At 65.3% G+C, this 12,585-nt stretch carries 12 protein-coding genes; 4 read left to right on the forward strand and 8 right to left on the reverse strand.

Going from position 1 to position 12,585, the window contains the following annotated elements; all coding sequences use genetic code 11:
• Window positions 1-12 precede the first annotated feature (12 nt).
• The 4 genes from ACZ899_RS13055 to dinG form a co-directional block, all read right to left on the reverse strand.
• Window positions 13-990: an OmpA family protein gene (locus ACZ899_RS13055; protein WP_234562503.1), complete on the reverse strand. Its 978-nt coding sequence runs from the start codon at window positions 988-990 to the stop codon at window positions 13-15.
• A gap of 99 nt (window positions 991-1,089) precedes the next feature.
• Window positions 1,090-2,235, reverse strand: a complete 1,146-nt coding sequence (locus ACZ899_RS13060; protein WP_234562502.1) for a serine hydrolase domain-containing protein — start codon at window positions 2,233-2,235, stop codon at window positions 1,090-1,092.
• Between the two features lie 169 nt (window positions 2,236-2,404).
• Window positions 2,405-4,633, reverse strand: a complete 2,229-nt coding sequence (locus ACZ899_RS13065) for a beta-galactosidase (RefSeq protein ID WP_234562501.1) — start codon at window positions 4,631-4,633, stop codon at window positions 2,405-2,407.
• 81 nt (window positions 4,634-4,714) lie between these two features.
• A complete protein-coding gene (dinG, locus tag ACZ899_RS13070; protein WP_203647739.1) occupies window positions 4,715-6,859 on the reverse strand; it encodes an ATP-dependent DNA helicase DinG in 2,145 nt (714 codons plus the stop codon).
• Window positions 6,860-6,957: 98 nt separating this feature from the next.
• Here dinG and ACZ899_RS13075 point away from each other — a divergent pair, with 98 nt between their 5' ends.
• Complete coding sequence (locus ACZ899_RS13075; protein ID WP_198744834.1) at window positions 6,958-7,422, forward strand: CopD family protein; 465 nt, start codon at window positions 6,958-6,960, stop codon at window positions 7,420-7,422.
• 918 nt (window positions 7,423-8,340) lie between these two features.
• Here the strand turns inward: ACZ899_RS13075 and ACZ899_RS13080 are convergent.
• The 4 genes from ACZ899_RS13080 to ACZ899_RS13095 all read right to left on the reverse strand — a co-directional run bounded on the left by ACZ899_RS13080 (window position 8,341) and on the right by ACZ899_RS13095 (window position 10,966).
• Window positions 8,341-9,099 (reverse strand): collagen-like protein, encoded by a 759-nt coding sequence (locus tag ACZ899_RS13080; protein ID WP_203647741.1) that lies wholly within the window; start codon window positions 9,097-9,099, stop codon window positions 8,341-8,343.
• Window positions 9,092-9,367, reverse strand: a complete 276-nt coding sequence (locus ACZ899_RS13085; RefSeq protein ID WP_050704046.1) for a DUF1145 domain-containing protein — start codon at window positions 9,365-9,367, stop codon at window positions 9,092-9,094. Before ACZ899_RS13085 ends, ACZ899_RS13080 begins: the two co-directional genes overlap by 8 nt.
• 97 nt (window positions 9,368-9,464) lie before the next feature.
• The gene (locus ACZ899_RS13090) at window positions 9,465-10,184 is read right to left on the reverse strand and encodes a PA1041 family peptidoglycan-binding anchor lipoprotein (RefSeq protein ID WP_234561819.1); all 720 of its coding nucleotides are present in this window, start codon (window positions 10,182-10,184) and stop codon (window positions 9,465-9,467) included.
• Window positions 10,185-10,273: 89 nt separating this feature from the next.
• Entirely contained in the window at window positions 10,274-10,966 is a 693-nt protein-coding gene (locus ACZ899_RS13095; RefSeq protein ID WP_110738786.1) for a PA1041 family peptidoglycan-binding anchor lipoprotein, read from the reverse strand.
• Window positions 10,967-11,126: 160 nt separating this feature from the next.
• Here ACZ899_RS13095 and ACZ899_RS13100 point away from each other — a divergent pair, with 160 nt between their 5' ends.
• The 3 genes from ACZ899_RS13100 to ACZ899_RS13110 are packed head-to-tail and all read left to right on the forward strand — an operon-like array spanning window position 11,127 to window position 12,581.
• A complete protein-coding gene (locus ACZ899_RS13100) occupies window positions 11,127-11,621 on the forward strand; it encodes a DUF6231 family protein (protein WP_232855812.1) in 495 nt (164 codons plus the stop codon).
• A gap of 4 nt (window positions 11,622-11,625) precedes the next feature.
• A complete protein-coding gene (locus ACZ899_RS13105) occupies window positions 11,626-12,102 on the forward strand; it encodes a YchJ family protein (RefSeq protein WP_234561821.1) in 477 nt (158 codons plus the stop codon).
• Between the two features lie 2 nt (window positions 12,103-12,104).
• On the forward strand, window positions 12,105-12,581 hold the full coding sequence (locus tag ACZ899_RS13110) for an LEA/WHy family protein (protein ID WP_203647745.1): 477 nt from the start codon (window positions 12,105-12,107) through the stop codon (window positions 12,579-12,581).
• Window positions 12,582-12,585: the final 4 nt, after the last annotated feature.

The following is a 12,585-nucleotide window of genomic DNA, read 5'->3' on the forward strand; positions in this document are numbered from 1 at the left end:
TTTCCTTGACGATCAGTTGGTCTTCGCAGGGCTGTTGGCGGCGACTTTCTTGTCGGTGGCGGCCTTCTTCGCGGCGGGCTTGGCCGGAGCGGCTTTCTTCTTCGCGGCGGTGCTGGCCTTGGCAGGCGCCTTGGCCTTGGCGGCCGGCTTTTTCGCGGCTGGCTTGGCAGCGGCCTTGGCGGCTGGTTTAGCCGCCGGGGCCTTGGCGTCCTGGGTGGCGACCATTGCCGCCGGGGCTGGCGCCGGGGCGGCCTGCTGGTACTTGGCCAGCAGCGCGATCATGGTGTTCTGCGGGGTCAGCAGCAGCTCGACGCGGCGGTTCAGGGCGCGGCCCTCTGCGCTGTCGTTGGCGGCGCGCGGCATCACCGAGCCCATGCCCTTGAGCATCAGGCGGTCACGCTGCAGGCCGCTGAGACGGAAGATCGCCGACACCGAAGCAGCGCGCTCGAGGCTGAGCTTCTGGTTGGCGGCGGTGGCGCCGCTGCTGTCGGCGTGGCCAAGCACCAGCACGGCGGTCTTGGTGTCGGTCTCGACGGCCTTGGCCACCTGGGTGATCGGGCCGAGGGTGACCGGCAGCAGCATGTTCGGACGGTCCGGGTTGTAGGAGCTGTCCACCGGAATGGTTACCGCCAGCACATCTTCACGGCGTTCGAGTTCAAACTTGCTGCCCTTGATCGCCTCGCGGACCTTCGGCTCGTACTGGTCGAGCCAGGCCTGGGTGGCCTTCTGGTCGATCTTCGGCACCGCCGCGACCTTGTCCTTTTTCTCATCGCTACCGAACGGCCACCACCAGCGGCTGGCGCTTTCGGACTTGGCATCAGCCTTGGCGACGTTTTCGACGACGGCCTCCTTCACTTCCTTGTCGGCGACCTTGTCGGAGCCGAAGGGCCACCAGTTCAAGCCACTGTCCTTGGCGGCGTCCTGGGAATGGCTGGCGCAGCCGGTCATGGCCAGGCACAGGGCGAGTGCTAAGGTTTTATGTGAAGACATCAGCGATACACCATGAAATAGAAAGAAATTTTGCCCATACGCGTCAGGCGTTGGCATTGAGGATAGTCAAAGGGTCCGGGCAATACCCGCGTTACCCGATCAAAGGCAACTGCCAAGGACCCGCACCAGGCGTTGGGCGCGCGGGTCCATCAGCACGTAGGGGCCCAGGGTATTGGTGACGAAGCCAAAGGCCACGTCGTGTTCGGGATCGGCAAAACCGACCGAGCCGCCCGCACCGGGATGGCCGAACGCCCGTGCGCCAAGGCCGAAGGTGGCGTTGGCCAGCTCCGGCTGGTCGAGCATGCAGCCCAGGCCGAAGCGGGTCTGGGTCAACAGGGTGCGGTCCTGGCCGAGGCTGTGCTCGCGGGTGAGTTCGTCAAGCAGTTCGGACTCCAGCAGGCTGCCGTCGAGCAGGCCGGCATAGAAGCCCGCCAGGCTGCGGGCGTTGCCGTGGCCATTGGCCGCCGGCTGCTGCATGCGCCGCCATTCGGGCTTGTTGGTGCTGGTGAGGATCGCCGGCGGGTTGGTGAAGGCCCGGGTGGACAGGGCCTCGGGTTCGCGCAGGGTGACCTGCAGCAGGCGCTGGGCCGCGGCATCGCCGGGATTACCCTTGCCGCGGGCGATATGCGCCACGCGGTGGAATTCGTCGTCCGCCAGGCCAACATGGAAATCCAGCCCCAATGGCCGGGCGGTTCGGGCCACGATCGAGTCGCCGGGGCCGCGACCGTCGGCGCGGCGGATCAGCTCACCGATCAGCCAGCCATAGGTGATCGCCGCATAACCGTGTTCGCTGCCGGGCGTCCACCAGGGCGCTTCGGCGGCCAGGGCATCGACCATGGTCTGCCAGTCGTACAGCGCCTCGGCTGGCAGCAGCTCACGGATGGCCGGCAGGCCGGCGCGATGGCTGAGCAGCTGGCGCAGGGTGACCTGCTCCTTGCCGGCCTGGGCGAACTCCGGCCAGTAGCGTGCCACCGGCGCATCGAGGGCCAGCTTGCCCTCGCCCACCAGTTGCAGGGCGGTGACGGCGGTGAAGGTCTTGGTGCAGGAGAACAGGTTGGCGATGGTATCGCTGTGCCAGGCCTCGCGGCCGTCCTTGTCGGCGCTGCCGGCCCACAGGTCGACCACGGTCTCGCCGCCAACCTGGATGCACAATGCGGCACCACGTTCCTGGGGATCCTCGAACAACGCGGCGAAGGCATCGCGCACCGCCTCGAACTTCAGCTCATAGTGACCCTGGATCTGCACCCGACTACCTCTCTGTACGACCTGGCTTGCAAAGGGGTGCATTGTTTCAGTAGTTGGGCGATTTGCAAACTGGATATGGCTGGGTGGTTGTCAGGGGCGTCCTTGTTCCCTGGTGGAACGCTATCGCGGGGCAAGCCCGCTCCCACGAAAGCGCTCCCAGGGACAGCGCTCATTTTTTGGGGGCGGGCTTGTCCAGTTCGGTGCGTAGCTGCGTGAGGATCTGCAGGTTGCTCCGGCGCACCGCCTCGACGAAGCCCGGGTAGCTCACGTCGGTAATGGCCACCAGGCCCAGGTGGCCGTTCTCGCCGTCCAGCAGCCTGCCGCTGGCGGGCTGGTCGAGGTACTGGAACCAGTGAGCGCCAACGATCGTCGGCTGGGCCATGGCGGCCTTGAGGAAGTTGGCATAGGCCGGGCCTCGATCCTCCTCGCGGGCCACTTCAAGCGGACCGGGCCAGAACGGACCGCGATCGCGGGAGCCGAACTGGAACTCCGAGACCAGCACTGGCTTGTCGAGCTCGGCCAGTTGGGCGAAGTCGTAGCCGTCTTCAGGCTTCAAGGTATAGAAGTTGAAGCTCAGCACATCGCAGAACCTGGCGCAGGCCTTCACCGCCTCGGGCGTGCTGACCGCATAGCGCCCGCCCAGCAGCAGATGGTTGGGCGCATGCCATTTCAGGGCATCGGAAATGGTCTTGAAATAGGTTTCGGCAAACACCTGCTGGAAATACTGGTAGTCGCGCTCGATTTCCGGGTGCTCCGGATTGGGCAATGGCGCCTCGAACCCTGGGTCTTCCATCAACTCCCAGGCGGTCAGCTCGATCCCCCAGGCCTTCGACAACCCTTGCTGGTTGCGGTATTTGTCGCGCAACTGCTTGAGGAAGGCACGCTTGGCCGGCACATCGGTGGTCAGGCGCAAGGTGCCATAGGCCAGGCCGTAGCGTGCCTTGGGGTCGCCGCCGGGGGCGGCCCAGGCCAGTTCGTTGTCGGCGAAGTAACCGATCAGCCAGGGGTCGTCGCGGTGATCCCGGGCGGCGATGGCCACGGCGCGCTCAGTGGCCATGGCGAAGCGCGGGTCGAACGGGTCGGGCATGCGACCCCACCAATCCATGCCGGTGCTGATGCTGGCGTAGTCACCAACGATCGACAGCGGCAAGGTGAACGGCAGGCGCCTGGCTTGAGCGAGCGCCGGGTCGCTCCAGTTGCCGAGTGTGTTGAAGCCCCAGGCCTGCAGGCGATCCAGGGTGTGGGCCTGCCAGCGCAGTTCGTCCAGGGCCGGCGCCGGGCAGGCCGTGCCATCCTGCGGGCAAGGCTTGCCGTACGTGCGCTGCAGGTTGGCCGCATAGAAATCGAACCAGCGCCCTTGCTTGAATCCCCGGCCTTGGGACGAGGCATTGCCGTCGTCGTTGTTGCCTTCGCCGTAGAAGGCAGTCAACGCATCGCCTTCGCCCGGCAAACCCTTGAACATGCCTTCGCGACCGGCAACATAGGTGCGCCCACCATCGGCGGCAACGGCATTGACGCCAAGCGAATAGAACGGATGCCCGTCCGGCGTCACCAGGTACCAACGCCCGTCGCGTTTCTCGGTGCGGAAGAAGCCCTTGGCTTCGAAGGCCGGCCCCGCGAGCAGACCGCCATAGGTGTCCAGCTTGAGTTTTTCGCGCTCGGCCAACCAGGCTTTGAGCAATGCCTGTTCGCGGTTGTCGGCGGCCTTGAGCTGCTCATCGCCGACGATCTTCTCCGGCCAGCGGCCACGGGTCGATTGCCCATAGGCATCGATCAATTCGCTGTAGGCAGCCTTGAACGCCTGGTCGTCATCCTGCAGGCCGACCTTCTCGATCAGCAGGCTCTGGGCCACCTTGGGGCCGGGAATGCTCAGGCTGACCGAAGTGACCTGCGCCAGGTCCACCGCACCTTCGCTGCTGGTGAGCAGCAGGCGCTGTCCTTCGAAAGTCCAGGGCATCGGAGGCCCGGCGCGCATGCCCCGGCTCAATGGTGAACTGGCCTTGAGCGGAATCATCACGGTCTGTGCGGGCCCAGCCGGCAGATCGATACGGCTGGTGAGGGTGCGCCCGTCGCTGCTTTGCACCGTCACATCGACGGTCAGCGCCCAGTCCATCCCGCTCTGCAGGCGCAGGGTCAGTGCCTGGCCGGTGCTCCAGTCCCATGCTCCGCCTTGCGGTGCGAGGCGCAGGGTCGGCTGCGCCACCGGGTTGAACACCACCCGCCGCAACACTTCGCCTTCGGCTGTCTGTTCCGCGTTGTACTGCGGCAGGCTGGCGTCCTGGGTGACGACATTCACCACCGAGGCCGGGCGCACGAAACTGAACAGCGTCTGTTGCCCGGCCAGCAAGGGCGCACTGAACAACAGGGAGAACACGACAGGCAGGGTGCGGCGGATCATAGGGCGGTGACTCTCCTTCGGAGCCCGTCATGGGCTCGCAATCGAGTAATGGACAACGGGTTGGGCGTCTTGCTCCGGCGCTCAGCCGATTTCCCGTCGGAAAGGTGGCAGCGCATTGAGGATAGCCTTGCCGTAGCGCTGCGTGACCAGACGGCGATCAAGCAAGGTAATGACGCCACGGTCCTGCTCGGTGCGCAGCAGCCGGCCACAGGCCTGGATCAGGCGCAGCGAGGCATCGGGCACGGCGATTTCCATGAACGGGTTGCCGCCACGGGCCTCGATCCACTCGGCCAACGCGGCCTCGACCGGATCATCCGGCACGGCGAAGGGGATCTTGGCGATCACCACGTGCTCGCAGTAGGCACCCGGCAGGTCGACACCTTCGGCGAAACTGGCCAGGCCGAACAGCACGCTGTGCTGGCCGTCGTCGACCCGCGCCTTGTGCTTGTTCAGGGTCTCCTGCTTGGACAGGTTGCCCTGGATCAGCACCAGCTTGCGCCAGTCGCGGTCCAGGCCATCGAACACGTCCTGCATCTGCTTGCGCGAGGAGAACAGCACCAGTGCGCCACGCGCGTCCTCGACGATGCCTGGCAGCTCGCGGATGATCGCCGCTGTATGGGCCGTTGCGTCCCGCGGGTCGGCGCCCAGGTCCGGTACCCGCAGCAGGCCGGCGTCGCCATGCACGAACGGACTGGGCACCACGCACTGCACCGCGTCGCGGGGCAGGCCCGAACGCATGCGGAAACGGTCGAATTTGCCCAGGGCAGTGAGCGTCGCCGAAGTCACCAAGGCGCCATAAGCGACGTTCCACAGGCTCTTGCGCAGCATCTCGGCGGCCAGGATGGGGCTTGCATTGACCTCGATGTCGAACAGCGCGCCGCTTTCGGCCAAGGTCAGCCAGCGGGCCATGGGCGGATTGTCTTCCGGGTCTTCGGCGGTGAAGGCGGTCCACAGTTCCCAGTTACCCTGGGCGCGGGTCACCAGGCTGCCGAACAACGGGTACCACTCCTCGGCCTGGTGGCTGGCAATCCCGATGTTGTTCTCGCCGTCCATGCCTTCCTTGAGCAGGTCGGCCAGGCGGGTGAACAAGTCGTTGAGGCGGGCGAAGCCTTTCTTGAGCTCGATGCCGACTTCGCGGATCTGCTCCGGCACCACGCCACCTTCGAAACGGTAGCGCGGGCGGTCGCGGCCTTCCATGTCCTCGCCGGCGCGGAAATCCGCCACCTGCTCACAGAGGGTGAACATGAACTGCTGCTGGGTGCGGACCTCACGCGCCAGCTCCGGAACCTGCTCGATGTACTTGCCAAGGTCGCCCGGCAACGGATGCTGGGCCAGCAGCTTGGTCAGGTTCTTGGCGGTCTGCTCCAGCCAGTCGGCGGTGGAGCGCAGGCGCGAATAATGGGCGAAGTGGCCGATGGCCTTGTCGGGCAGGTGGTGGCCTTCATCGAACACGTACATAGTGTCGCGCGGATCGGGCAGCACGGCGCCACCGCCCAGGGCCAGGTCGGCCAGGACCATGTCGTGGTTGGTGACGATCACGTCGACCTTGCCCATGCCTTCACGGGCCTTGTAGAACACGCACTGCTGGAAGTTCGGGCAATGCCGGCCGGTGCACTGGCCATGGTCGGTGGTAAGGCGAGCCCAGTCCTGGTCTTCGACAGCCTCCGACCAGCTGTCGCGGTCACCGTCCCAGCGGTTGCCGGCGAGCTTCTCGATCATGCTGTTGAACAGCTTCTGGCTGCGCTCGTCGACCTCGATGCGAAAGCCTTCCTCCTCGAACAGCTGGGCGGTGGCCGACTGGGCATGGCCTTCCTGCAACAGGACGTCGAGCTTGGACAGGCACAGGTAGCGCCCGCGCCCCTTGGCCAGGGCGAAGCTGAAGTTCAGCCCGCTGTTGCGCATCAGGTCGGGCAGGTCCTTGAAGACGATCTGCTCCTGCAGGGCCACGGTCGCGGTGGCGATCACCAGGCGCTTGCCGGCGGCCTTGGCGGCGGGGATTGCGGCCAGGCTGTAGGCGACGGTCTTGCCGGTACCGGTGCCGGCCTCGACGGCCACCACGGCGGGCTCACCGGCACGGCGGCCGTCGTCGTCGCAGGCGATGTCGCCGAGCACCTTGGCCACTTCGGCGATCATCAGGCGCTGACCGTAGCGTGGCTTGAGGCTTTTGGCTTCGAGGAAACGCGAGTAGGCGCCCTGGATGGTGGCTTTGAGTTCGTTGCTGATCATGGTCTGCAGGCGCCCGGAGGGCTGGATATATTTTCAGTGTTTCGCATGGGCCGGCTATCATACCCCGCTATTGCCCTTTGTGCCGCATGGAGATCCGGATGCTTGCCTTTGCCCTGCCCTACACCTTGCATGTCCTGGCCGCCCTCGTCTGGGTCGGGGGGATGTTCTTCGCCTGGCTGGTGCTGCGGCCGGCAACGGTTGCCGCGCTGGAGGGGCCCGCGCGGCTGCGGTTGTGGGTGGAGGTTTTCCAGCGGTTCTTCAGATGGGTCTGGCTGGCGGTGGCGGTGTTGGCTGTCAGCGGGGTCGGGATGATTCACCTGCGGTTTGCCGGGTTCGAGACCGCGCCTCGTTACGTGCAGGTGATGATTGGCGGGGGGATTGTCATGTTTGCGTTGTTCATGCGGGTTCAGTCTTTGTTGTTGCCTGAACTGCGGGCGGCGGTGGAGGCTGGGGATTGGGCTTCGGGGGCTGGGGTGCTGGGGCGGATTCGGCGGTTGGTGGGGGTTAATTTGTTGATTGGGGTTTTGGTGGTGGGGGTGGCTAGTTCGCGGGTTTGGGTTTGAGGGGTTCGGGTTCGGGTTCGGGTTCGGGTTCGGGTTCGGGTTCAAAGATGATTGTTTTGGTTTTTGTAAGCACATTCGTAGGTGATGTCGACATTTAGTCACCTTTCCGCCCTTACGGCGGCCTACTTTTCTCGTGGGAAAAGTAGGCAAAACCGTTTGGCTCCGTTCATCCGGCCCCTACGCTTCGCTCCGGGGTTCCCTCGCTCCGTTCTTGCTCCCGGGAGGACCGCGCTGAACGCCCCATCCTGGGGCGCAGCGCTTGACGGCCATCCATGGCCGTCACCTCCCTCCGCAAGAACTCCGCTCGGCCTCCTGAAGTCGCAATTGGTGTTGCCTGACCTACCGCGCGCTTAGAAGCAAGAGCAAGAGCAAGAGCAAGAGCAAGAGCAAGAGCAAGAGCAAGAGCAAGAAGCGCGAAGTTAGTTGTTTGACCTTTAGATATATATTGGCTGTTCCGGCCTATCGCGGGGCAAGCCCGCTCCCACGTTAATTCCAAGTCAAGCCGTGTTATCTCTGTGGGAGCGGGCTTGCCCCGCGATGGGATAGAGAGGTTAATTACCAATTCAACTAGCGACAGCTGCGCCAGCCCAGGCGCCGCTCGTAACTTCGCGACTTCAGGAGGCCGAACGCAGGTCTTGCGGAGGGAGGTGACGGGCATGGATGCCCGTCAAGCGCTGGGGCCCAGGATGGGCCCTACAGCGCGGTCCTCCCGGGAGCAAGGCCGGAGTGAGGGGACCCGGAGCGAAGCGCAGGGCCGGATGAATGGAGCGCAGCGTTTTTTGGTTACTTTTTGTCGCGTTTGACAAAAAGTGACCCGCCGTAAGGGCGGAAAGGTGAATAAGCGTCGACATCGCAAATGAATGCGCATACAACCCTAAATACCAACTAAAACAACCAAACAACACTAACCCAGAAAACTCAAAGCCGCTGAAGAATCAACTCCCCCGAGCCCCCAGCCAACCCAGGCTGCCCGGCCTGCCCAGGCCGCCCATTCCCCCCAGCATCAGTCCGATAAACCAGACACCCCTTACTGGCCCCACCCAAACCAGCCTTCCCAGCAGCCCCCGCCTTCCCCGGCGCCCCACCATCAAGCCGCACCACAATCCGCTCCTGCGCAAACCCTTCAGGCACCGCCAGACGAACCCGCCCACCGGCAGCACCATCGTGCCCATTGCCACCATCATCACCATTGGCCCCCCGGCTGGCCTGCCCCCAGGTACACCCCCCGGGCTTGCCATTGGCCCCATCGAGCCCGACATACCCAGGCGCCCCAGCCCCACCCCGGGCATCGATCGACAGCCGATCCGCCTCCAGCGCCTGCAACCGCAGATCCAGGTTACGCCCCGGCCGCGCGGCACGTTCATAGGTCCCGGGCGCCCCGGGCGCGCTGAACTCGCTGCCTTCGCCCAGGTAGGCACTCAAAGCCTCGATACTCAGGTCCCGCTCGGCCGGCGCAATGGCGATCCGCGCATCACGCCCCAGCTCGAGCCGGTCGATCTTCAGTTCGGTAAGCGTGGCCGGCAGCAGCAACGTCGCCGAGTCGGCCACCCGCAACTGCTCCAGGTGCACGCTGGCCGCCTTGTTGGGCAGACGCAGCATCGAATGGGCGGCGACCTCCAGGCTTTCGGCCTGGACCAGGGGGCTGGCCAGTGCGGCCAGCAACATCAATTTACGCATGGCTCGACGCCTCCTGCGGACGGGGGATGGACATGACATGGAAGATACCGGTCAGCAGGATCTGCAGGCGGTCGAACCAGCGATGGCTGCGCCCGCGCAGGCTGCCGTTGAAAAACAGCACCTCCAGCGCATGCAGCGACAGCAGGACGATACCCGCGGCATTGATCAGCAGATTGAGCGGCAACGGCTGCGGCATGAACAGGTTGAACAGCACCACGCCCCAGAACGCCACCGTCAGAGCCTTGCCCAGGCCCAGGATGAACTTCATGTCCGGCCCCCATGGATTGTTGTTATGTCGGCGCGGCCCGTTCGAGCGGACCGCGCCAACAACAGTAACCCTACTGCCGAGGTATGCGCCAGAGGGGTCAGTTCAGGTGCAGTTCCACCCGACGGTTGCGCGAGCGGCCCTCGTCGGTGTCGTTGTCGGCCACCGGCTCGCTCTCTCCGCGACCCTGGCTGGTCACCTTGTTCGGCGCCAGCCCCTGGCTGATCAGGTACTCGGCAACACCGCTGGCGCGGCGCTCGGACAAGCGCTGGTTGTAGGCGTCCGAACCCACGCTGTCGGTGAAACCGAGAACCTTGACACTGGCCACGCCGGGCTCGTTGAGCTTGGGCAACAAACCTTGCAGGCGCTGCTGGGCGCCCTGGGTCAGCTCGGCGGAGTCGAAGGCGAACAGCACCTGGCCCTGGTCATCGAGGGTGATCACCTCCGGGGTTGCCGCAGGTTCCGGTTGCGGTGCCGACGCCGGATACTGCGGCAACGGGCAGCCCATGTGATTGACCTGGGTGCCTGCCGGAGTATCCGGGCAGCGGTCGCGGCGGTCGAATACGCCATCGCCATCCTCGTCGCCATCCTGGGCATAGCAGATCAGGCCACCGGCAATCGCACCGGCAACACCGGCACCAGCCGCCCAGGTGGAACTCTCGATGGCGCCCAGGCCGCCGCCGACCAGTCCGCCAAGCAGGCTGCAGATGGGCCAGGTCCTTTGATTGAGGGGCGCGCTGCCATCGCTGTGGGTGGCGCAGCCTGTAAGCAGGCTTGTGGCCACCAGCAACGGCAGTGCCGCTTTCGACAAAACACGCATGGTGATTGCTCCTGTGTCACCGGCCGCTACCGGTCACACAGGAGTAAAGACGCGCCCGCGCCACTTCTCAAGGCGCGGGCGCACGGCACTCAACGCTGGATCTTGATCTCGGTGCGGCGGTTCATGGCACGGCCGTCGGCGGTGGCGTTATCGGCCACAGGCTGAGTCTCGCCAGCGCCCACCACCGAGACAAAGCTCGCACGCGGTACACCGCTTTCGACCAGGTAGTTGGTCACGGACTGGGCACGACGCTCGGACAGCTTCTGGTTGTAGCTGTCGGAACCGACACTGTCAGTGTGGCCGGAAACGCTCAGGCGGGCGCCCGGGGCTTCCTGCTTGAGGCGTGTCGCGATGGTGTTCAAGCGCTCCTTGTCAGTGGCGGTCAGGCGCGCCGAGTCGAACTCGAAACGCACGTCACGGATGACAATGACTTCTTCCTTCTGCACCACCACTTCCTCGACCACCGGCGCCGGCTCAGGCGGGCAACCGTTGGCATCGACCTGCACGCCTCGCGGGGTGCCGGGGCACTTGTCGCGGCTGTCCGGCACGCCATCGCCGTCCTCGTCGCCATCACCGTGGGCCCAGCAATAGCCAGCCGCCAGACCGCCACCGAGCAACGCGCCCCAGCCGGCCCAGCTGGAGCTTTCGATCGCGCCCAGGGCCGCGCCGCCCACGCCCCCGACGGCAGCACACTTCGGCCAGTCGGTTTTTTGCAAACCTGCACAACCAGTCAACACACTGGTGAGCAGAACCAGGGGTATCGCTGTGCGTACTATGCTCATCTTGTTGCTTCTCCTAGGGGGAATCGGTGCATTACCGATGCTCTGGGAGTAAAGACCGGCGATTACCGCTCTGCCAGCAATAAGCCACGACGTGGCGACGCGCCTCTTTGCCCGATCGCCTGGGACCGCTAGTCTTGAGCGACCTGAACGAGGAATGGCAATGACCGAGGTTTTCTCACAACGCACGCCGCAGCAGGCCCTGGCCGCCCTGCTCGATCGCTTCACCCCGCGCCACCTGCTGCTGGTGGGCAGCCGCTTCCCGGCCCTGGAGGCCTTCAGCGCCGCCCATCCCGAGACCCGGATCGAGGTCGCCGCACCCGGCCCGCTTCCCGCCGAACAAGCAGCCCGACGCTTCGATCTGGCGGTACTGGTCGACTGCCTGGAGCACCTGCCCAAGCGCACCGGCCTGGAGCTGCTGGGCGGTATCCGCAACCTCAATGCCAGCCGCGTCGCGGTGCTGGCGGATCTGAACGCCTGCGGCTGGCAGGACACCGACTTCTATTCACTGGCACTCTCGGCCAGCGAGAAATTCCAGCGCGACGAACAGGTGCTGAGCCTGTTCACCTATGATCTGCATGACTACAAGCAGGTCCCGGACTGGCTCAATGCAAAGTTCTGGGCCAACCCTGAAAACTTCGGCAAGTACTGGTGGTGACTGGATGAGTGTCTCGATCTGCCCCTGCGGCAGCGGCAACCTGCTCGACGCCTGCTGCGGGCATTATCACAGCGGCCCCCCGGCGCCGGACGCCCAGGCCCTGATGCGTTCGCGCTACAGCGCCTACGTGCTGGGCCTGGTGGACTACCTGGTCGACACCACCCTGCCGGCCCAGCAGGCCGACCTTGATCGCACGGCCATGTCGGCGTGGAGCGCGCAGAGCACCTGGCTGGGGCTGGAGGTGGAAAGCGCCGAGGTACTGGGCGGGCAACCCGAACACGCCTTCGTCACCTTCACCGCGCGCTGGCACGACCTGGAAGGCGACCACCGGCACCGCGAGCGCTCGGCATTCGTCCAGCATGCAGGACGCTGGTACTTCATCGACCCGACCGTGCCGCTCAAGGCCGGTCGCAACGATCCCTGCCCCTGCGCCAGCGGGCAGAAGTTCAAGAAATGCTGCGCCAGTTACCTCGGTAGTTGAACATGCGCCCCCTGGCCCGCCTGCTCACACTCTGCCTGCTGCTGGGCTGGCTGACGGGCTGCGCCGGCTGGGGCGGCGACACCTGGCGCGAGCCACAGCTGCACCTGCTTGAGGTGGAGCCTGTGAAGATGCGCCTGCATCAGCAGGAGTTTGTCCTGCACCTGCAGGTCGACAACCCCAACGACGGCCGCCTGTTCATCCGCCACCTGGCCTACTCGGTGCGCCTGGGCGACCTGCTCCTGGCCGAGGACGAGGCAAGCCTGTGGCGTAGCGTCGGCGGCCAGGCCCGGCGCACCTTCAAGATCACCGTGCGTACCAACCTCTGGCAGCACCTCAAGCCCCTGGCGAAGCTGCTCAAGAGCGGCCAGCCACTGCAATACCAGCTGCGCGGCGAACTGGCCACCGGGCTGATCGTCCATCGGGACCTGCACTTGTCGCAAAGGGGTGAGATAATCCCCGGCGATCTACAACCGGAGTAACCCC

The sequence above is a fragment of the Pseudomonas sp. TE31087 genome, assembly GCF_057284075.1.

What these genes read in the sequence shown, in the direction of transcription:
- ACZ899_RS13055 (WP_234562503.1), bottom strand. Translation starts at nt 990, where the DNA reads ATGTCTTCACATAAAACCTTAGCACTCGCCCTGTGCCTGGCCATGACC.
- ACZ899_RS13065 (WP_234562501.1), bottom strand. Translation starts at nt 4,633, where the DNA reads ATGATCCGCCGCACCCTGCCTGTCGTGTTCTCCCTGTTGTTCAGTGCG.
- dinG (WP_203647739.1), bottom strand. Translation starts at nt 6,859, where the DNA reads ATGATCAGCAACGAACTCAAAGCCACCATCCAGGGCGCCTACTCGCGT.
- ACZ899_RS13075 (WP_198744834.1), top strand. Translation starts at nt 6,958, where the DNA reads ATGCTTGCCTTTGCCCTGCCCTACACCTTGCATGTCCTGGCCGCCCTC.
- ACZ899_RS13080 (WP_203647741.1), bottom strand. Translation starts at nt 9,099, where the DNA reads ATGCGTAAATTGATGTTGCTGGCCGCACTGGCCAGCCCCCTGGTCCAG.
- ACZ899_RS13085 (WP_050704046.1), bottom strand. Translation starts at nt 9,367, where the DNA reads ATGAAGTTCATCCTGGGCCTGGGCAAGGCTCTGACGGTGGCGTTCTGG.
- ACZ899_RS13090 (WP_234561819.1), bottom strand. Translation starts at nt 10,184, where the DNA reads ATGCGTGTTTTGTCGAAAGCGGCACTGCCGTTGCTGGTGGCCACAAGC.
- ACZ899_RS13095 (WP_110738786.1), bottom strand. Translation starts at nt 10,966, where the DNA reads ATGAGCATAGTACGCACAGCGATACCCCTGGTTCTGCTCACCAGTGTG.
- ACZ899_RS13100 (WP_232855812.1), top strand. Translation starts at nt 11,127, where the DNA reads ATGACCGAGGTTTTCTCACAACGCACGCCGCAGCAGGCCCTGGCCGCC.
- ACZ899_RS13105 (WP_234561821.1), top strand. Translation starts at nt 11,626, where the DNA reads ATGAGTGTCTCGATCTGCCCCTGCGGCAGCGGCAACCTGCTCGACGCC.
- ACZ899_RS13110 (WP_203647745.1), top strand. Translation starts at nt 12,105, where the DNA reads ATGCGCCCCCTGGCCCGCCTGCTCACACTCTGCCTGCTGCTGGGCTGG.